The sequence below is a fragment of the Photobacterium nomapromontoriensis genome (genome assembly GCF_050336815.1).
GTDB classification, from domain to species: domain Bacteria; phylum Pseudomonadota; class Gammaproteobacteria; order Enterobacterales; family Vibrionaceae; genus Photobacterium; species Photobacterium nomapromontoriensis.
In genome coordinates this window covers 56,502-74,557 of sequence record NZ_JAKJSL010000045.1, presented here as the reverse complement: position 1 = coordinate 74,557, position 18,056 = coordinate 56,502, and the positions used below count along the sequence as shown (strand labels likewise).

The 18,056-nt window shown below is 49.6% G+C and carries 17 protein-coding genes; 15 read left to right on the top strand and 2 right to left on the bottom strand.

Annotated elements, in window-relative coordinates; genetic code table 11:
- The first annotated feature begins 220 nt into the window (after positions 1-220).
- From flhB to L4D12_RS19180, 13 genes are all read left to right on the top strand, one after another.
- On the top strand, positions 221-1,351 hold the full coding sequence (flhB, locus tag L4D12_RS19240; RefSeq protein ID WP_428449452.1) for a flagellar biosynthesis protein FlhB: 1,131 nt from the start codon (positions 221-223) through the stop codon (positions 1,349-1,351).
- Between the two features lie 140 nt (positions 1,352-1,491).
- Positions 1,492-3,588, top strand: a complete 2,097-nt coding sequence (gene flhA, locus L4D12_RS19235) for a flagellar biosynthesis protein FlhA (protein WP_428449451.1) — start codon at positions 1,492-1,494, stop codon at positions 3,586-3,588.
- 119 nt (positions 3,589-3,707) lie between these two features.
- Entirely contained in the window at positions 3,708-5,387 is a 1,680-nt protein-coding gene (gene flhF / locus L4D12_RS19230; RefSeq protein WP_428449450.1) for a flagellar biosynthesis GTPase FlhF, read from the top strand.
- Positions 5,380-6,267, top strand: a complete 888-nt coding sequence (locus tag L4D12_RS19225) for a MinD/ParA family protein (protein ID WP_428449449.1) — start codon at positions 5,380-5,382, stop codon at positions 6,265-6,267. The genes flhF and L4D12_RS19225 overlap by 8 nt, the downstream gene beginning before the upstream one ends.
- The gene (locus L4D12_RS19220) at positions 6,260-6,982 is read left to right on the top strand and encodes an RNA polymerase sigma factor FliA (protein ID WP_428449448.1); all 723 of its coding nucleotides are present in this window, start codon (positions 6,260-6,262) and stop codon (positions 6,980-6,982) included. The genes L4D12_RS19225 and L4D12_RS19220 overlap by 8 nt, the downstream gene beginning before the upstream one ends.
- 54 nt (positions 6,983-7,036) lie before the next feature.
- Positions 7,037-7,408, top strand: a complete 372-nt coding sequence (cheY, locus tag L4D12_RS19215; RefSeq protein WP_039467413.1) for a chemotaxis response regulator CheY — start codon at positions 7,037-7,039, stop codon at positions 7,406-7,408.
- A 33-nt stretch (positions 7,409-7,441) separates the two neighbouring features.
- Positions 7,442-8,161, top strand: coding sequence for a protein phosphatase CheZ (locus L4D12_RS19210; protein ID WP_428449447.1), 720 nt, complete (start codon positions 7,442-7,444; stop codon positions 8,159-8,161).
- A gap of 9 nt (positions 8,162-8,170) precedes the next feature.
- Entirely contained in the window at positions 8,171-10,510 is a 2,340-nt protein-coding gene (locus L4D12_RS19205; protein ID WP_428449446.1) for a chemotaxis protein CheA, read from the top strand.
- Positions 10,511-10,654: 144 nt separating this feature from the next.
- Positions 10,655-11,833, top strand: coding sequence for a protein-glutamate methylesterase/protein-glutamine glutaminase (locus L4D12_RS19200; protein ID WP_428449445.1), 1,179 nt, complete (start codon positions 10,655-10,657; stop codon positions 11,831-11,833).
- A 9-nt stretch (positions 11,834-11,842) separates the two neighbouring features.
- Complete coding sequence (locus L4D12_RS19195) at positions 11,843-12,622, top strand: ParA family protein (RefSeq protein WP_428449444.1); 780 nt, start codon at positions 11,843-11,845, stop codon at positions 12,620-12,622.
- Positions 12,612-13,850 (top strand): chemotaxis protein CheW, encoded by a 1,239-nt coding sequence (locus L4D12_RS19190; RefSeq protein WP_428449443.1) that lies wholly within the window; start codon positions 12,612-12,614, stop codon positions 13,848-13,850. Before L4D12_RS19195 ends, L4D12_RS19190 begins: the two co-directional genes overlap by 11 nt.
- A gap of 78 nt (positions 13,851-13,928) precedes the next feature.
- Positions 13,929-14,423 carry a chemotaxis protein CheW gene (locus L4D12_RS19185; protein ID WP_428449442.1) on the top strand — a complete coding sequence of 165 codons (495 nt, stop codon included), beginning with the start codon at positions 13,929-13,931 and terminating at the stop codon, positions 14,421-14,423.
- Positions 14,423-14,854 carry a DUF2802 domain-containing protein gene (locus L4D12_RS19180; RefSeq protein ID WP_428449441.1) on the top strand — a complete coding sequence of 144 codons (432 nt, stop codon included), beginning with the start codon at positions 14,423-14,425 and terminating at the stop codon, positions 14,852-14,854. The genes L4D12_RS19185 and L4D12_RS19180 overlap by 1 nt, the downstream gene beginning before the upstream one ends.
- Positions 14,855-14,900: 46 nt before the next feature.
- Here the strand turns inward: L4D12_RS19180 and L4D12_RS19175 are convergent, their stop codons facing one another.
- Complete coding sequence (locus tag L4D12_RS19175) at positions 14,901-15,191, bottom strand: EscU/YscU/HrcU family type III secretion system export apparatus switch protein (protein WP_428449440.1); 291 nt, start codon at positions 15,189-15,191, stop codon at positions 14,901-14,903.
- Positions 15,192-15,530: 339 nt separating this feature from the next.
- Positions 15,531-16,460 (bottom strand): hypothetical protein, encoded by a 930-nt coding sequence (locus tag L4D12_RS19170; protein WP_428449439.1) that lies wholly within the window; start codon positions 16,458-16,460, stop codon positions 15,531-15,533.
- A gap of 143 nt (positions 16,461-16,603) precedes the next feature.
- Here L4D12_RS19170 and ccmA point away from each other — a divergent pair, with 143 nt between their 5' ends.
- Entirely contained in the window at positions 16,604-17,254 is a 651-nt protein-coding gene (gene ccmA / locus L4D12_RS19165) for a cytochrome c biogenesis heme-transporting ATPase CcmA (protein ID WP_428449438.1), read from the top strand.
- A gap of 6 nt (positions 17,255-17,260) precedes the next feature.
- Complete coding sequence (gene ccmB, locus L4D12_RS19160; RefSeq protein ID WP_428449437.1) at positions 17,261-17,926, top strand: heme exporter protein CcmB; 666 nt, start codon at positions 17,261-17,263, stop codon at positions 17,924-17,926.
- Positions 17,927-18,056: the final 130 nt, after the last annotated feature.

The following is an 18,056-nucleotide window of genomic DNA, read 5'->3' as shown; positions in this document are numbered from 1 at the left end:
CCACAGGACCACAGGACCACAGGACCACAGGACCACAGGACCACAGGACCACAGGACCACAGGACCACAGGACCCCTTTGCTTTTCCTAGTCCCTCGTTCCTTGCTCTCCGCTCTTTCTCGGAGCGAAGCGATACTCGCCACTCATCCCTTAATACTCGTTCCTGTTTTTGGCTCTTCCTCGCCCCTTTTATTACATTTATTTTTTAGTGAGAATCATTCATGGCAGATTCTGACGGTGCAGAACGTACCGAAGACGCCACGCCCCGAAGGCTTCAGCAGGCGCGGGAAAAGGGGCAAATACCGCGCTCAAGAGAATTAGCTTCCGTTGCTGTGCTAGTGGCAGGTGCCGTTGGTTTGATGTGGTTTGGTGAAACACTGGGCCGCAGTCTCGCCAATATGATGAGTAAAATGTTCTCCCTTACCCGCGATGAGATCTTCGATCTCAATAGCTTGTTGGCGGTGATCTGGGGGGCTGCCTGGTATGTCGCCATGCCGTTGTTTCTGGTACTGGCATTCTTATTTGTCGCCGCGATTCTTGGGGCGGTTGGCCTTGGGGGGATGAATTTCTCGATGGAAGCGGCGATGCCGAAACTGTCGAAAATCAACCCGATTAGTGGCATTTCCCGCATGTTTGGTAAGCAGAGCCTTATCGAATTGATCAAGTCGATACTCAAGGTCTCGCTAGTAGCCGGTATGGCCTTCGTGTTAATGCGGGCTAACTTGAAAGATTTGTTCCAGTTGACCGTCGAGGTCTATCCACAGAACTTGTATCATGCTCTGGATATATTACTGGGCTTTGTGTTGTTGATTTGTTGCTCACTGCTGATCGTCGTAGCGATTGATGTACCTTATCAGATCTGGCAGCATAATCAGCAACTTAAAATGACCAAACAGGAAATTAAAGACGAATACAAAGATACCGAGGGTAAACCAGAAGTCAAAGGCCGGATCCGGATGTTGCAGCGTGAAATGGCACAGCGACGGATGATGGCCGATGTGCCACAGGCAGATGTAATCATCACTAACCCGGAGCACTTTTCGGTTGCGCTACGGTATGATCCTGATCTTGATTCAGCTCCGGTGGTGCTTGCCAAAGGAACCGATTTTATCGCATTGAAAATTCGAGAGATTGCCAATGAACACCAGATAGACATTGTGCCCGCTCCGCCACTGGCGCGTGCCTTGTACCATACCACAGAGCTTGAGCAGCAGATCCCTGATGGCCTGTTCAGTGCTGTCGCGCAGGTGCTGGCTTATGTTTTCCAGTTGAAGCAGTACCGTAAAGGACGTGGTAAGAAACCATCGCTCTCTAAAGAAGCGTCCAATATCCCTAATGAGTACCGATATTAGTACGGCGAATGCTTGCCTTGCATTGCGGTGTCAATATTTTGACTTATCTTTGGAATGATTTTTGCTTTATGGTGTAGTTATTAGCACGAACACGCTAGAATAGTCACCCTATAGAGCCTTAGCCGCATTAATTTGAATACATGAAATTACCACTACCGTTTGCCGATAAATTGCCGTTATCTCGGCTTCAGTCAATGCCTGCAATTGGCGCCCCCGTCATGGTATTGGCCACCCTTGGGATGGTGGTACTTCCCATGCCGCCGTTATTGCTGGATATGGCCTTTACGTTTAATATCGCCTTAGCCTTGGTGATATTGCTGGTGACTATTTACTCTCGGCGTCCGCTTGATTTTGCTGCTTTCCCCACCATTTTGCTGATAGCGACACTGTTGCGTTTGGCGCTTAATGTCGCCTCAACCCGTGTGGTTTTACTGTATGGTCATGAGGGGCCGGAGGCCGCAGGTAACGTTATTCATGCCTTTGGCTCGGTGGTGATCGGCGGTAACTATGCCGTGGGTCTGGTCGTATTCATGATCTTGATGATCATTAACTTCATGGTGGTTACCAAAGGTGCCGGGCGTATTTCAGAGGTCAGCGCCCGCTTTACGCTTGACGCGCTGCCTGGTAAACAGATGGCGATCGATGCCGACCTGAATGCAGGGTTAATCGATCAAGACCAAGCGCGACTTCGCCGCTCGGAAGTGACTAAAGAAGCGGATTTTTACGGCTCGATGGACGGTGCCTCTAAGTTTGTAAAAGGGGATGCCATTGCCGGTATTTTGATCTTGTTCATGAACATTATCGGTGGTGTTGTGATTGGGATGGCTCAGCATGGCCTAGGGTTTGGTGAAGCCACCCAAATCTACAGCTTGCTGACCATCGGTGATGGCCTGGTTGCTCAAATCCCGTCACTGCTGCTGTCTATTGCGGCAGCGATGCTGGTGACGCGTCAAAATACTGACGAAGACATGGGTGAACAGGTGGTCTTCCAGATGTTCAATAACCCGCAAGCCTTGATCCTGAGTGGCGTGATTTTATTTGTGATGGGGATCGTGCCGGGAATGCCTCATGTGCCATTTCTGCTGCTGTCCGCCATGATTGGCGGGATCGCTTATTGGCGGATTAAGCGTACGCAGGCAGAGGCTATGGCTGCCGCAGAGGCGCCATCAACCGAATTAGTGACCCAGCAGCCGAATAAAGAGCTGTCATGGGATGATGTTCAGCCCGTCGATATTATCGGTTTGGAAGTGGGATACCGTTTGATCCCCATGGTGGATAAAGAGCAAGGTGGTGAGCTACTTGAGCGTGTTAAAGGGGTACGTAAGAAGTTATCGCAAGACTTTGGTTTTCTTATCCCACCGGTTCATATCCGCGATAATTTAGAATTACCACCCAACACCTATCGGATCAGCTTAATGGGTGTCGCAAGCGGTGAAGCCAATATCCATCCGAATATGGAACTGGCGATCAACCCTGGACAGGTCTTTGGTTCTATCGACGGCGAATCAACCCAGGATCCGGCATTTGGTCTGGATGCCGTTTGGATCATGGAATCACAGCGTGAGCATGCGCAGGCGCTAGGGTATACCGTCGTTGATTCGGCCACTGTGTTGGCAACGCATCTTAGCCAGATCCTGACCAATTGTGCCGCCCAGCTACTGGGCCATGAAGAAGTACAGAACTTACTGGAAATGCTGGGCCATAGTACACCGAAATTAGTGGAAGGGTTCGTGCCGGACCAACTGCCATTGGGTGTGGTCGTGAAAGTGCTACAGAATTTACTCAATGAAGGGATCCCGATTCGGGATATCCGGACAATTGTGCAGACGCTGTCTGAATACTCATCAAAAAGTCAAGATTCTGACATTCTTACCGCGGCGGTAAGAATCAGCTTGAAACGCTTAATTTGTCAGGAAATCAATGGGATGGAGCCTGAGTTGCCCGTCATTACCTTGGTGCCTGAATTGGAACAAATATTGCATAAAACTATGCAGTCTGCTGGTGGTGAATCGACTGGTATCGAACCAGGACTCGCTGAGCGTTTACAGCGTTCGCTTTCTGAAGCAACACAGCAGCAGGAGCTAAAAGGTGAGCCTGCAGTACTGCTGACCTCTGGTGTGTTGCGTTCAACACTGGCCAAGTTCGTCAAAAATACAATCCCTTCCCTACGGGTACTGTCCTATCAGGAAGTACCTGACGAGAAACAAATTCGTATCGTCAATGCGGTCGGCAATTAATCGATATGGGAGAACCCGGAGATAGAGCGGCGGGGATATTGTTACTGACCGTCGTTTCCGGGAGTTAGTTTTGTAAGGCTGAAACCGTAGCAAGAGCATGATGAATCGGGAATAGAATATTGAAAATTAAACGTTTTTTTGCCAAGGACATGCGAACAGCCCTGAGCCAGGTTAAGGAAGAACTGGGTGCAGATGCGGTGATTATGTCGAACAAGAAAGTTACCGGAGGGGTCGAGATCGTTGCAGCTGTGGATTCCGATGCTTCCAGTGAACCGCCCAAACCATCGCCGACCCGAAATGCATTAGCAGAGCGTCTAGGGCAGGCAAAACGTAAGTTAGTGGATGACAAGGTGCAGTTGCAGCAGAGCGGTAGCAACCGCTTTGCGAACGTCTTACAGGGTTACACGGGGGGAGAATCTTCACGTGATGAGCCAGAGACAGAAGTGGATTCATTATCGGCCTTGCTCAAGCGGCAGTCGAAACATCATGATCAGCGTCATGATCAGCGTCATGATCAGCGTCATGATCATCGTTTTGATGATCGCGACAGCCAGATGCCATCCAGACGCAACGGTTATGATTCAGGCGTCCCCTCTCGCAACAATCAACAAAGTCCACAGGCGAATCTGTCCCGTGGGCAATATGGTCAACCCTCTCAACAAGGGATGAATCGTCCACCGCAGCATGCGTTGGATATTGGCGATTATCGCCGACCTGAAGCGCGTACCCCTGAACCCTTAGGGGGTAAGCGGCGTTTGGATCACTCTGCCAGCAGTCATCAGCGCCAGAATGGCCATTCGCGTGGCGGTAACCGTCTCGACCCGAGCCGATATGACCCGAAAGCGAGCAGTCAGAGCCTCGGCGAAATGGAGTCTATGCGCAGTGAACTTGCCTCGATTCGACGCCTGCTTGAACATCAGGTATCCGGCTTGATGTGGCAAGAAGTCGAACGTCGCGAGCCGATGCGCGCGATGATGATCAAGCGGCTGGAAAAAATGGGCCTATCGCCGGAGTTATCTGATCAGCTTGCGTGTTACATTCCCGAGGATGTGCCCGCTAACGAAGCGTGGCCCGCATTATTGGATTTATTGTCCGATCAAATTATTACCACCGAAGACAGTATTTTAGATGTTGGTGGGGTGGTGGCACTGCTGGGGCCAACAGGCGTAGGTAAAACCACCACGATAGCCAAGCTGGCTGCACGTGCTGCGATGGATTTTGGTCCAGACCAAATTGCACTGGTTACCACCGATACATTCCGTATCGGGGCGCATGAACAACTGGCGACTTATGGGCGGATCATTGGTTGCCCGGTAAGAGTCGCTAAAGATGCAGAGGAACTGGCCGATATACTTCATCAGTTGCGTCATCGGCGGTTGGTTTTGCTCGATACGGCCGGGATGGGTCAGCGAGATATCCGACTGTCTGAGCAACTGGATACATTGATGCAACACAGTGGATCTCAGATCCGCAGTTTCTTGGTGCTGCCAGCGACAGCCCAGCGTCGGGTATTGCATGAAACGATTGAACATTTTCGCCGCATCCCATTGTCAGGGTGTGTGCTGACCAAACTGGATGAATCGCTGAGCCTGGGCGAAGTGGTATGCGTGTCTATTCAGCACGCCTTACCCATCGCCTATTTGGCGGATGGGCAGCGAGTTCCTGAAGATATTAAGGTCGCCACGGGTAGCTATCTGGTTGCACGGGCAAATGAATTATTAGAACAAGAATTAAGCCAGCAATCCCATTTCTGGACTAGCGATAGCTCTGAGAATCAGGCGGCAGATTTTTATGATTGAGAACATCATGTACGATCAAGCGAGCGGTTTACGCCGTATGACACAGCTAACCTCGACCAAAGTAATTACGGTTACAGGTGGAAAGGGCGGCGTAGGGAAAACAAACGTCACCCTGAACATGGCGATAACAATGGCTCGACAAGGCAAGCGCGTAATGGTGCTTGATGCCGATTTGGGTTTGGCCAATGTGGATGTCATGCTCGGTCTTCGAGCGGGGCGTAATCTCTCTCATGTGCTGGCTGGGGTGTGTGATCTCAAAGATATCATTATCGAAGGCCCTTACGGGGTAAAAATTGTTCCGGCATCATCCGGCACGCAAAATATGGCTGAGCTCTCTGCGGCCCAGCATGTGGGGCTTATTCGCGCTTTTAGCTCGTTGGAAGATGATATTGATATCTTATTGGTTGATACCGCAGCCGGTATCTCTGATATGGTGCTGAGTTTTTCCCGTGCTGCGCAGGATGTACTGGTGGTTGTCTGTGATGAGCCGACATCGATCACCGATGCCTATGCATTGATCAAAATTTTAAGTCGTGAGTATGATGTTCAACGGTTTAAAATAGTGGCGAATATGGTACGTAGTTACCGTGAAGGTCGCGATTTATTTGCTAAGTTAACCCGAGTGACTGAGCGGTTTTTAGATGCCAACCTTGAGCTGGCAGCCTGTATTCCGCTTGATGATAATCTTCGTCAGTCGGTCAAGCGTCAAAAACTGGTTGTTGAAGCGTATCCCCGCAGTCCGGCGGCATTGGCAATGACATCGTTGGCTAATAAAGCCATGACTTGGCCAATACCGACCAGTCCGGGCGGACATTTAGAATTCTTCGTTGAAAAGTTATTGATCAAACGCACACCGCAAGAGGTGTCGATCGGTGAATAAACCGCTGACATACGGTCGCTATCAGGAAACGCCGCACGCATTTATCGCGCGATATTCCTCACTGGTAAAGCGTATTGCACACCACCTGATGGCTCGACTGCCGCCGAATGTCCTGCTTGAAGACCTGATTCAGGCGGGTATGATTGGATTGTTAGAGGCTCAGCAAAATTATGATCCGAACAAAGGCGCGAGCTTCGAAACCTTTGCTGGTATCCGGATCCGTGGCGCGATGTTAGATGACATTCGTCGTGGTGACTGGGTGCCTCGTTCCGTATATAAAAACAATCGCCGTATTTCGGAGGCCATTTCTGTCTTAGAAGGTTCGCTAGGTCGTGACCCGAATGACCAGGAAATAGCCACATATCTCGAAATGACGTTAGATCAGTACCACCAGGCCTTAAATGATGTAAATTGTGGTCGTTTAGTAGGTATGGATGACCTTGGTATTGCCGAGGATGCTGTGACTAATGAAGAATCGGTTGAAGAAAATCTTCCATTTCAGGGGGTTGTAGATGATAATTTTCGGCAATCGCTGGCGGAAGCCATCAAAACCCTACCTGAAAGAGAGGCTCTGGTCTTATCTCTATATTATGATGAGGAGCTCAACCTCAAGGAGATAGGGGCAGTTATTGGGGTCAGTGAATCCCGAATTTGCCAGATACATAGTCAGGCGATGCAACGTTTGCGGTCCAAGCTAAAGGCCTGGGCTGCGTAATAACCATTAGATAAGCACACTGTGACCTCAGTGGAGGCAACTTTGAATAAAAACATGAAAATCCTCATTGTAGATGACTTCTCGACAATGCGCCGGATCGTTAAGAACTTGCTACGTGACTTGGGCTTCAACAATACCCAAGAAGCGGATGATGGATTGACTGCGCTACCTATGTTGAAGAAAGGTGGTTTTGATTTTGTCGTGACCGACTGGAATATGCCGGGTATGCAGGGTATTGATTTGCTCAAGCATATTCGTGCTGATGCCGAATTGAAGCACTTACCTGTCTTGATGATCACGGCAGAAGCCAAGCGCGAGCAGATCATTGAGGCCGCTCAGGCTGGCGTCAATGGCTATATTGTGAAGCCGTTTACTGCTGCAACATTGAAAGAGAAGTTAGATAAAATCTTCGAACGCATGCAGTAATCACGCGTCAAGCGTAAAAGGACAATAATAAGAATGATTACACTTGATCAGGCTAAACAACTTGTCAGCTTGCTTGAAGAGGGTAACCAGGATGATGCTAATATGCTGTTTAACAGCTTGATGGCAGATAGTCGCGATCCTGTTTATGCTGAAGTCGGTAAACTGACACGTCAACTTCATGATTCGTTGGCTAATTTTCGCCTTGATCCTCGCCTTAACGATTTAGCGAAAACTGAAATTCCCGATGCCCGTGACCGATTGACTTTTGTGATCGATAAAACAGAAGCGGCGGCCAATAAAACGATGGATGCGGTTGATAGCATTCAGCCGTTAGCGGATCAAATCGGGGATACGTTACAACAAGTTCATCCTCGCTGGCAGCGTTTGATGGACGGTCAGATAGCGTTGACGGAATTTAAGTCGCTCTGCTACGACATCGATCACCTGCTTAATCAGGTCGAGAGTGACGGTACTGTGCTACGAAGCCTGTTGACCGAAATTCTCATGGCTCAGGATTTTCAGGATCTGACCGGACAGATTATCCGCAGAGTGATTGAATTAGTTCATGAGGTTGAAGGTCAACTGATTGAAATACTTAAAGCTTTTGGCATGGAACAAGAAGATAGAACAGAAGCACTTCGCGAAGCTCATCGACTTTCGCCTGAAGGGCCGATTGTGAATGGTGAAGTGCGAGAAGATGTAATGTCTACCCAAGACGATGTCGATGACCTGCTATCGAGCCTTGGATTTTAGGGGAATGAAATGAGCTTTGATTTAGACGAAGATATCCTACAGGACTTTTTAATTGAAGCCGGTGAAATTCTGGAGTTGCTGTCTGAGCAACTGGTAGAGTTGGAGCGGAGTCCTGATAATACGGATTTGCTCAATGCTATTTTCCGCGGTTTCCATACAGTTAAGGGGGGCGCTGGTTTTCTTTCTCTGTCCGAGCTGGTGGAAGCCTGTCACGGTGCAGAAAACATTTTTGACTTGCTGCGTACTGGCAAGCGTAGCGTTACCTCTGAATTGATGGATGTCATTCTGCAGGCATTGGATACCATCAATGTGATGTTCAGCCAGGTTCAGGACCGTGAGCCTGTTATCCCTGCTGAGCCGTCACTGTTGGAGGCTTTACACCGTTTTAGCTTACCACCGACAGCGGCGGAACTCGCGCAGGCTGCTGCACCGGAACTTGAGCCACAAGTCGTTGAACCTGCAGAGGTTGAGGTCACGGTTACTGATATACCAGCGCCTGTTACTAAGGTTCCTGTTGCAGAGGCGGCTCCTGTTTCCGCTATTGCGGGCAATTCTGTCGATGACATGACTCAGGATGAATTTGATCGTCTACTTGATGAATTGCATGGCGTCGGGTGTGGGCCGTCAGCAGATGGTGATGAACCCGCTATTGCGGCGCCGTCAACTGCGCCTGTCACTGCTACTGCGACAATTTCAGCTCCGGCTGCCGTGAGCAGCGATTTCATCAATGCGTTCTCCTCTGAAAGCGGGGATATCACCGATGATGAGTTTGAGCGGTTGCTTGATGAATTGCATGGCAGCGGAAAAGGTCCGGGTAATAGTGGCTACAGCGCAACAGAATCAGTGATTGAGGCGTCTACGCCAGTGAATGCATCCATTGCATCGTCGACATCCAATGCGGAATTCGCCATGGGTGACAGCGATGATTTGATGACTGATGATGAGTTTGAGCGTTTACTGGATGAGTTGCATGGCAGCGGTAAAGGCCCGACGATTGAAGAGCTGGAGTTTGCGACTAAACCCGTTGCAGACATGCTGGAGCAAGAAGCACGTTCTGCGACACCGCAAGAACCGGCTGTGGTCACGCCACAGCCAGCGACAGTGACGCCATTGATCCCTGAACCTATTGCGGCTGCAGCCGTTATGGAACGTCGTCCCGCTGCGGCGAAAGAAAAAACCAAAGTCGAAGCGACTGTCCGCGTTGATACGTCTACGCTGGACACCATTATGAATATGGTGGGTGAACTGGTTCTCGTGCGAAACCGCTTAGTCAGTCTTGGTTTAAACAGTAACGACGAAGAAATGTCGAAAGCGGTTTCTAACCTTGATGTGGTCACGGCCGATCTGCAAGGTGCGGTGATGAAAACCCGCATGCAGCCGATCAAGAAAGTCTTTGGTCGTTTCCCGCGCGTGGTACGTGATTTGGCGCGTAGCCTGAAGAAAGATATCGTGCTGGAAATGCGTGGTGAGGAAACCGATCTCGATAAGAACTTGGTTGAAGCCTTGGCTGATCCGCTAATCCACTTAGTGCGAAACTCGGTCGATCACGGTATTGAAATGCCAGATGTCCGTGAAAAAGCGGGTAAGCCTCGTACCGGTACGGTACTGCTTGCGGCTTCACAGGAAGGGGATCATATTCTATTGACCATCGAAGATGATGGTAATGGTATGGATCCAAACAAGTTGCGTGAGATTGCGGTTGAGCGTGGTGTGATGGATGTCGATGCGGCCTCGCGTCTGACTGACAGCGAGTGTTATAACCTGATTTTCGCGCCTGGTTTTTCAACCAAGAAGCAAATTTCTGATATCTCTGGCCGTGGTGTCGGTATGGACGTGGTTAAAACCGGGATTAGCCAGCTGAATGGCTCAATCACGATTGATTCCTCGCTCGGGAAAGGTACTCGCATTGATATCAAGGTCCCATTAACACTGGCGATATTGCCTACCTTGATGGTTGGCGTTGCTGAGCAGCCTTTTGCACTGCCATTGGCCAGCGTTAATGAGATTTTCCATCTTGATCTACGCAAAACTAATAACGTTGATGGTCAGCTGACAATTATTGTCAGAGAGAAGGCCATTCCGTTGTTTTATCTGCAAGATTGGTTGTCGGGTGTGGGTATTGCCAAGCGTGAGCGGGCACATGGTCACGTCGTGATAGTGCAGATTGGTCATCAGCGTATTGGCTTTGTGGTTGATACCCTGATTGGTCAGGAAGAGGTGGTGATTAAACCGCTGGATGAGTTACTGCAAGGCACACCGGGTATGGCTGGTGCAACCATTACCAGTGATGGTCATATTGCACTTATTCTCGATGTACCTAATCTGCTTAAGCACTACGCTGGTCGCTAACCAGCAGCGATAACAACAAAAAATAGCAAGCTTCACCCTCATTGTCAGGGTGAAGCTTTTGCCGTCTAATGACTTTATATTGGCCGGATTCACAGAGACTAGATTTCTCATCAACGTTTATCATCAATGGGATATACAAAGAATATGGCCGTAAAAGTCTTGGTGGTGGATGATTCAAGTTTTTTCCGCCGACGCGTAAGTGAAATTATTAATGCCGATCCTCGGTTAGAAGTGGTAGGTAATGCCGTCAATGGCAAAGAAGCTGTAGAGATGACCCGTAAGCTTCAGCCTGATGTGATCACCATGGACATTGAAATGCCTGTGATGGATGGCATCACGGCAGTACGAGAAATCATGCAAGCGACACCTACGCCGATTTTGATGTTTTCTTCTCTGACTCATGAAGGCGCTAAAGCGACCTTGGATGCGCTAGATGCCGGCGCATTGGATTTTCTACCGAAAAAATTTGAGGATATCGCCCGCAATCGTGATGAGGCGATCTCCCTATTGCAAAAACGCGTGAATGAATTGGCACGTAAGCGTGTTTTTATGCGACGCCCTGTACGTACCCCGGCAACCGCAACGGCGGCCCCGGTATTAACGGGACGCGATGTCGCACGACCTTTGTCGACACATTCCGCGCTGAAAAGCGGGGAGCACAGTGTGGCACAGCCTGCATCGGTATCCCGTCAGGCTCCGCGACCCGCTGCGATAAAATCGGTAGCCCGCTTTAAGGCATCAGGTAAAAAATACCAGCTGGTAGCGATTGGCACCTCAACCGGTGGCCCGGTTGCACTGCAGAAAATTCTGACTAAGTTGCCGGCTAACTTTCCATTGCCTATTGTTCTTATCCAGCATATGCCCGCAACGTTTACCGCCGCTTTTGCCGCACGACTGAATAATCTGTGCAAAATTGGTGTTAAAGAAGCGGAAGATGGCGATACGCTAAAACCGGGCGTTGCTTATCTGGCACCCGGTGGCATGCAGATGATGATCGATGGTCGACCAGGTGCATCTCGATTACGGATCCTTGACGGCGGCGAACGGATGAATTACAAGCCGTGTGTTGATGTGACATTTGGCTCAGCAGCCAAAATTTATCATGACAAGGTGTTGTCGATGATACTGACGGGGATGGGTGCGGATGGCCGTGAAGGGGCTCGAATGCTCAAAACAAACGGTTCAACCATCTGGGCACAGGATGAAGACAGTTGTGTGGTGTATGGCATGCCACAGGCTGTTGCTAAGGCCGGTATTTCCAGTGAAGACTTACCGCTAGAGCGTATCGCCGAGCGAATTTTGGTTGAGCTGGGCTTAAGCTAGGGAGCTGCTGTGATTGTCTGGAGTGTTGCAAATCAAAAGGGTGGGGTGGGGAAAACTACCACCACGGTTGCGTTGGCCGGTTTGCTGATTGAGCGTAATAAGCGAGTGCTACTGGTGGATACCGATCCGCACTCATCGTTGTCTGCGTATCTGAATTTTGATGCCGATGCCTTACCCGTTAGCCTGTTTGATTTGTTTCAATTAACAGAAATCAATCGCGACACTGTACGTCAGGTTATTTTGCAAACCCCGTTCAAAAACATGGATATCATTCCTGCTCATATGTCACTCGCGACGCTGGATAGGGTGATGGGTACTCGCGGTGGGATGGGCTTGATCCTTAAAAAAGCCCTCCAAAGCTTAGCGGATGATTACGATTATGTGCTGATCGACTGCCCGCCTATTTTAGGGGTCATGATGGTCAATGCACTTGCGGCCAGCGATCGTATTTTGATCCCAGTGCAGACCGAGTTTTTGGCCATGAAAGGGCTAGAGCGGATGATGCGGACGTTACAGATCATGCAAAAATCCCGTCCTGCAGGATTTAGAGTAACGATCATTCCCACCATGTACGACAAGCGTACCCGGGCCTCGTTACAGACCTTGCAGGAGTTGAAATTACGTTTCCCCGATCAGGTATGGGCCTCAGCCATACCGATTGATACCAAGTTCAGAGATGCCAGTATTAAACATATGCCACCGTCACTGTTTTCCCGCAATTGTCGCGGCGTTTTTGCCTATAAGACATTGCTTAATTATTTAGAGCGACTGCAACAAGATGAGCGATAATTCTCGTTTGTCTGGCGAACAGGCACTGGACGATTACTTTTTTGATTTGTTGGTGGAGCCACCGCTCTCCGAGACGTCGTTACTTGACGAGGATGATTTAGCCGACACCGTTGTCGATGTGGCTGAACTCGATGAATCAACAATCGTGATACATGATCATATTCCCGCTCATCTTTCCGAGCCACCCCCTGAGCATGATGACTCAGAGACCGAAGAGAGTGAACATAGCGAAGAGTGTGAAGAACGTACCAAAAGTGATGAGTGTGATGGGCCAGCACCCAGTGCGGCGCCGTTTGATTTTGGTACCTTAGAGGTAGAATCTGAGATAGATTTTCAGCCTGATGATGGACATTATCCGGCAATGGCGCCTTTGCAGCTTCAGCCTGTTATGCCACCGCGTGCAAGCTGGGTTGAGGACCATCAGGTTGACACTGCGCAATATGACTTGCAGCGGCTATTGAATCAGGTCAGCCAGCTTCATGCCGGATCTGAACCTGACCCTGAGCTAACATCGCAGCCAGTCAGTGATGAGCTTGTCGATGAGTGGCAACTGGTGATGGCACATGAGGCCGAGCAGTGTCAGCAGGTCGCTTCCCAATTGCCCCTGCAGGACGAGACTGTGCTGACAGCGCTTGATTGTGCTGCGTTGTCGGTGGTTTCTGAGCCAACGGTGGTTGAAGCACAAGCGATAGTTCCAGACGTCGTCGCCGCGCTCGAGACGCAAGCCTCAGCCGGTTTACCGCCTGAAGACTGGCAGCAAGAAGTTGTACAGGATGATGCGTTTCAGGCACTATTTTTTGACGTTAACGGTGTGACCTTTGCCGTTCCGTTGACGGAACTGGGGGGGATCCATCAGTTAGGTGAAGTCAGCCATTTGTTAGGCAGACCGGCTTGGTATCTGGGGTTGATGACAAACCGTGAATATCAGCTGGATGTCGTTGATACGGCAAGTTGGGCGATGCCTGAGAAGCTAACCAGTGAAGATTACCGTGACGGTTATCAATATGTGGTGATGCTCGGCGACAGTAAATGGGGGCTAGCATGTAATGTGCTACAAGGAACAGAGTTACTCACCGGGCAGAGTGTCCGGTGGCGGGAAAAAGCCGGTAAGCGCCCATGGCTCGCCGGTATGGTTAAAGAAAAAATGTGTGCGCTAATTCATGTTAGTGAGCTAATTACCATGCTCAATGCGGGATTAGATGTTAATACCAAAATAAGGCAGTCATAAACCAGCGGGTGAGGCTTTTCACCGCTACGGTAACAGGCTGCGATAAATAGCTGCGAAATAGGTCAAAGAGGAAACAGCATGTCTCAGGTGAGTGTCGCTGAAATACAAAAAGAAGACGGTAACGATCAGGTCCTGCAGTGGGTGACCTTCCAGTTGGAAGATGAAACTTACGGCATTAATGTGATGCAGGTTCGTGAAGTATTGCGTTACTCGGAAATTGCGCCTGTACCTGGTGCGCCAGATTATGTGTTGGGTATTATCAACCTTCGAGGCAACGTGGTTACCGTGATTGATACCCGTTCGCGCTTTGGGTTGATGCCAGGTGATATTTCTGACAATACCCGCATTGTGATTATTGAAGCAGAAAAGCAGGTGATCGGTATTCTTGTTGATAGTGTGGCGGAAGTGGTTTACCTGCGCAGCTCTGAAATTGACAGTACTCCAAGTGTGGGTACAGAAGAAAGCGCCAAGTTTATTCAGGGCGTCAGCAACCGCGATGGTCGATTGTTGATCCTTGTTGACTTGAATAAACTGCTTTCTGATGATGAATGGGACGACATGGCGTACCTATAATGCAGAATATGTTGTTGCAATGGATGCCGTTAGCGGCATCACTGCTCGCGGTTGTTATCGCGTGGGGAATGGTGCGTCGTGAACGCCTAGCGCGTCAGGCGCTTGAAAAAAAATTTGCAGCGACGGAACTCGTACTGAAAAACGCACGTCAGCAACATGATAGTTTATTAAAACAGTTTAATGAGCTACGTGCCGGTACGATGGGCATGAGCCAGAAATTGGCCGATATGGCCCAGCATTTAGAAGCGTTAGCAGACCGTCAAGGTGAGCTGGCCATGCAGGACCCCGATGGTCGGCTTTATAGCCGAGCCAGTAAAATGGTTGAACTTGGGGCGGATGTGAATGAGCTGATGCAAGAGTGCGATTTGCCTAAGGCCGAAGCTGAATTGCTGCTAAGGTTACAAAAAATGCATCAAAACCGCTCTCGCTAGTCACGCGCATTTGTACCATCAATCACACCGTTGGTGCCAGTAACACTCAGACAGTTTCACTAATACTTTCTACCCCTTCCCAACCGGGAGGGGTTTTTCCATTTAGCACCCACGAAAACGCAATCAATTCCGCGACAATCCGATAGACACTTTCTGGAATTTCATCCCCTTGCTCAAGGTGGTTGAGATAGTCAGCCAGTACCTCGTCTTGATGTAGCAGCCCACCACTTTGTTTGACTTGCTCAATAATATGCTCGGCCAACGGGCCGTATCCTTTTGCCGCTACGGTTGGCGTATCATAGCCGTTGTAATGTAGTGCGATGGCTTTTTTGGTCATGGTTATATCCTAGTATCGAGTCTTTAGGGACGAGTTTCGAGTATAAAGCGCGAGTGGTGAGTCTATAGGTTCGAGGAAGAGCCAAGGCAAAAGCAGAAATAAAGGGGCGAGTTTCGAGGGACGAGTAAGAACAGTAAAAGCAAGATAGAGTAAAAACGATGAAGTAAAATACTTCGGATCTTTTTTCTTGTCTATTTACTTCAGCTCTTGCATTTCCCGCTCATCCTAGAAACTCGTCCCTCGAACCCCGTTCCTAGATCTTGCTCTACCCATAGGGCCATAGGTCCGCTTTTGCATTTGCTCTTCCGCTCTTAACCCGCTCTTCCTCGCCCCTGCTCTTCACACCTTAACCCGTATCCCATAATCCAAGCTCTCACTCACGACGGGTTCAGGCGCAAATCGAAATTGGGTCGAGGAGGTGGTAATGCCAAGCTGCGCTAGCCGGTTATTAAGCAGTGGCGCCAATTGCTCGGTACGTTGGAGTAGCTGGGTATTGGTTGATTCAAACGCCAGCGCCAGTTGGTCGCCATCCCATAGGGCGGTGGTCTCCAGCTTACCGAGGGATCCGACAGGCAAAGACAGCTTGATGCGCCAGCTGGGTTTGACTTTGCCATGGCGACGCTGACGCGTAACGTGTCGTTCGATAGCCAGCCTGGCCTCTTGTTTATCCGGAAGCAGCAATGGCCACTGCAGGATCAGCGTCTCGCCCTCTTTCTGTTGCGGATTTCCCATTACCCGCTGCTCTGCGACCAGTTTTAGTAATGCATGAAATTCATCCTGCTGTGATGTGCTTGCGTGGGATAACCACTGGCGCAGGGGGCTTTGTGGGTCTTGCATCTGCTGCAGTAGCTGAGCCAGAACTTGTTTACCAGCACCTTGCTGTAGCCAGCGGATCAGTGTCGCTTGGTTTTCCGGCAAGAGCAACTGGCTGAGTAAAACCGGTAGCGGGCTATTAGGGCTTGCCGGTAATGAGGATGTCAACGTGAAAACAGAGGTAAACAACCGTTGCAATACCGGCATCTGCAACAGTAACTGCTGAAGCTGAGATTGCGGACGAAGGTTGCCATTTTCGGCTAATTTGTCACCAAGTTGTTGGCTAAGTGCATGGTTGTGTGCCGTATTAGATACTTTTGCTGCATTTTGTGGCACTTTTATTTCATTAGTCTGTCCAGTATTTAGCCCTTGTTGATGCATTGAGGGCGGTTTGCTGCTTGGTGTGAGATCGCGTGGCAATGCAGCGGATGGATTAGCGCTATGTATAGATGTCACAATTACAGGGCCTTACCCAGATGGTATGATGCATACTAAACGAGCTCAACGTCATGAGATCGCTTGGCTATAGTCTCTAACAATTGTTATGGCTGCTATGTTACTATTTAACCCAATTGTGTCACTTAGGATACATCATTTTTATGCTATCTGTGGAAGAGTTAAGTTGTACTCGTGATGAAAGAGTACTGTTTGAGGATCTGCACTTTACCGTATCATCCGGCGAATTGGTTCAGATAGAAGGCCATAATGGTGCCGGTAAGACGACACTGCTGCGTATCTTGGCCGGGCTGGGGCGGGCAGACAACGGTAAGGTATGCTGGCATAACGAAAATATCGAATCAGCCAGAGAAGACTACCATCAGGACTTGTTGTTTTTAGGCCACCAAACCGGGGTTAAGCGGGAACTGACCGCCTATGAAAACCTGGTGTTCTTCCAGTCAATGCACCGTTGCAATACACAGGGTGATCTGGCGGGTACCGCAAAAGTGACCGGTGATGATCGCTTGTGGCAGGCCCTGGCTCATGTCGGCTTGGCAGGACGTGAAGATGTGCCAGCGGGACAGCTGTCAGCAGGTCAACAGCGCCGGGTCGCATTGGCCCGGTTATGGTTGAGCGATCATAAACTGTGGATACTGGATGAGCCTTTAACGGCCATCGATAAACAGGGGGTGAAGGTGTTAGAGCTGCTTTTTCTCTCTCATGTGCAGCGTGGTGGCATGGTGATCCTCACTACCCATCAGGACATGTTTACTGACAGTAACCATTTACGAAAAATTAAACTGGGGCGCTAACCAACGATGAATGCCATTACTCACATGATCCGTCGTGAATTGCTGATAGCGTTTCGGCGTCAGGCGGATGTGTTTAACCCATTGTGGTTCTTCATCATCGTGATCACCCTGTTTCCTCTGGGTATCGGCCCAGAGCCAAACTTGTTGGCCCGCATTGCCCCCGGCATTGTCTGGGTTGCCGCCTTACTGGCGGCTTTATTATCGATGGAGCGTCTGTTTCGTGATGATTTTATCGACGGCTCGTTAGAGCAGATGTTGTTAATGCCGACACCGTTACCCGTGTTGGCCTTTGCCAAAATGGTCGCCCACTGGTTGTTAACGGGCGTGCCGTTATTGTTGATCAGCCCGCTATTAGCCATTTTACTGTCATTGGATTGGGCAACCTGGAAAGCCGTGGTGCTAACCCTGCTTATTGGGACACCGACGTTAAGCTTTCTGGGCGCGATAGGGGTCGCATTAACGGTGGGATTACGCAAAGGTGGGGTTTTGTTGAGCTTGCTCATACTGCCTTTGTACATTCCTGTGTTGATATTCGCGACCTCTGCTATTAATGCAGCCAGTTTGGGGATGCCGTTTAACGGCCAATTGGCACTCATGGGAGCCATGTTGGTGGGCTCTGCGACACTTTCTCCTTTTGCTGTCGCAGCTTCACTACGCATAAGTGTGCAATAAATGATTACAATTACTACGATGGTATTTGTCTCATGAGAAAGGAACTCATGAGACAATTTTGAGCGAGGACAAGGAAGCTGGTGATAAATGCGTTAATAGCCCGAAAGGAGTATTCAACTTGCTGATGGGT

Excerpts from the sequence above, each read along its gene's own strand:
- flhB (WP_428449452.1), top strand. The coding sequence starts at position 221 with ATGGCAGATTCTGACGGTGCAGAACGTACCGAAGACGCCACGCCCCGA.
- flhA (WP_428449451.1), top strand. The coding sequence starts at position 1,492 with ATGAAATTACCACTACCGTTTGCCGATAAATTGCCGTTATCTCGGCTT.
- L4D12_RS19225 (WP_428449449.1), top strand. The coding sequence starts at position 5,380 with ATGATTGAGAACATCATGTACGATCAAGCGAGCGGTTTACGCCGTATG.
- cheY (WP_039467413.1), top strand. The coding sequence starts at position 7,037 with ATGAAAATCCTCATTGTAGATGACTTCTCGACAATGCGCCGGATCGTT.
- L4D12_RS19210 (WP_428449447.1), top strand. The coding sequence starts at position 7,442 with ATGATTACACTTGATCAGGCTAAACAACTTGTCAGCTTGCTTGAAGAG.
- L4D12_RS19205 (WP_428449446.1), top strand. The coding sequence starts at position 8,171 with ATGAGCTTTGATTTAGACGAAGATATCCTACAGGACTTTTTAATTGAA.
- L4D12_RS19200 (WP_428449445.1), top strand. The coding sequence starts at position 10,655 with ATGGCCGTAAAAGTCTTGGTGGTGGATGATTCAAGTTTTTTCCGCCGA.
- L4D12_RS19190 (WP_428449443.1), top strand. The coding sequence starts at position 12,612 with ATGAGCGATAATTCTCGTTTGTCTGGCGAACAGGCACTGGACGATTAC.
- L4D12_RS19185 (WP_428449442.1), top strand. The coding sequence starts at position 13,929 with ATGTCTCAGGTGAGTGTCGCTGAAATACAAAAAGAAGACGGTAACGAT.
- L4D12_RS19180 (WP_428449441.1), top strand. The coding sequence starts at position 14,423 with ATGCAGAATATGTTGTTGCAATGGATGCCGTTAGCGGCATCACTGCTC.
- L4D12_RS19175 (WP_428449440.1), bottom strand. The coding sequence starts at position 15,191 with ATGACCAAAAAAGCCATCGCACTACATTACAACGGCTATGATACGCCA.
- ccmA (WP_428449438.1), top strand. The coding sequence starts at position 16,604 with ATGCTATCTGTGGAAGAGTTAAGTTGTACTCGTGATGAAAGAGTACTG.
- ccmB (WP_428449437.1), top strand. The coding sequence starts at position 17,261 with ATGAATGCCATTACTCACATGATCCGTCGTGAATTGCTGATAGCGTTT.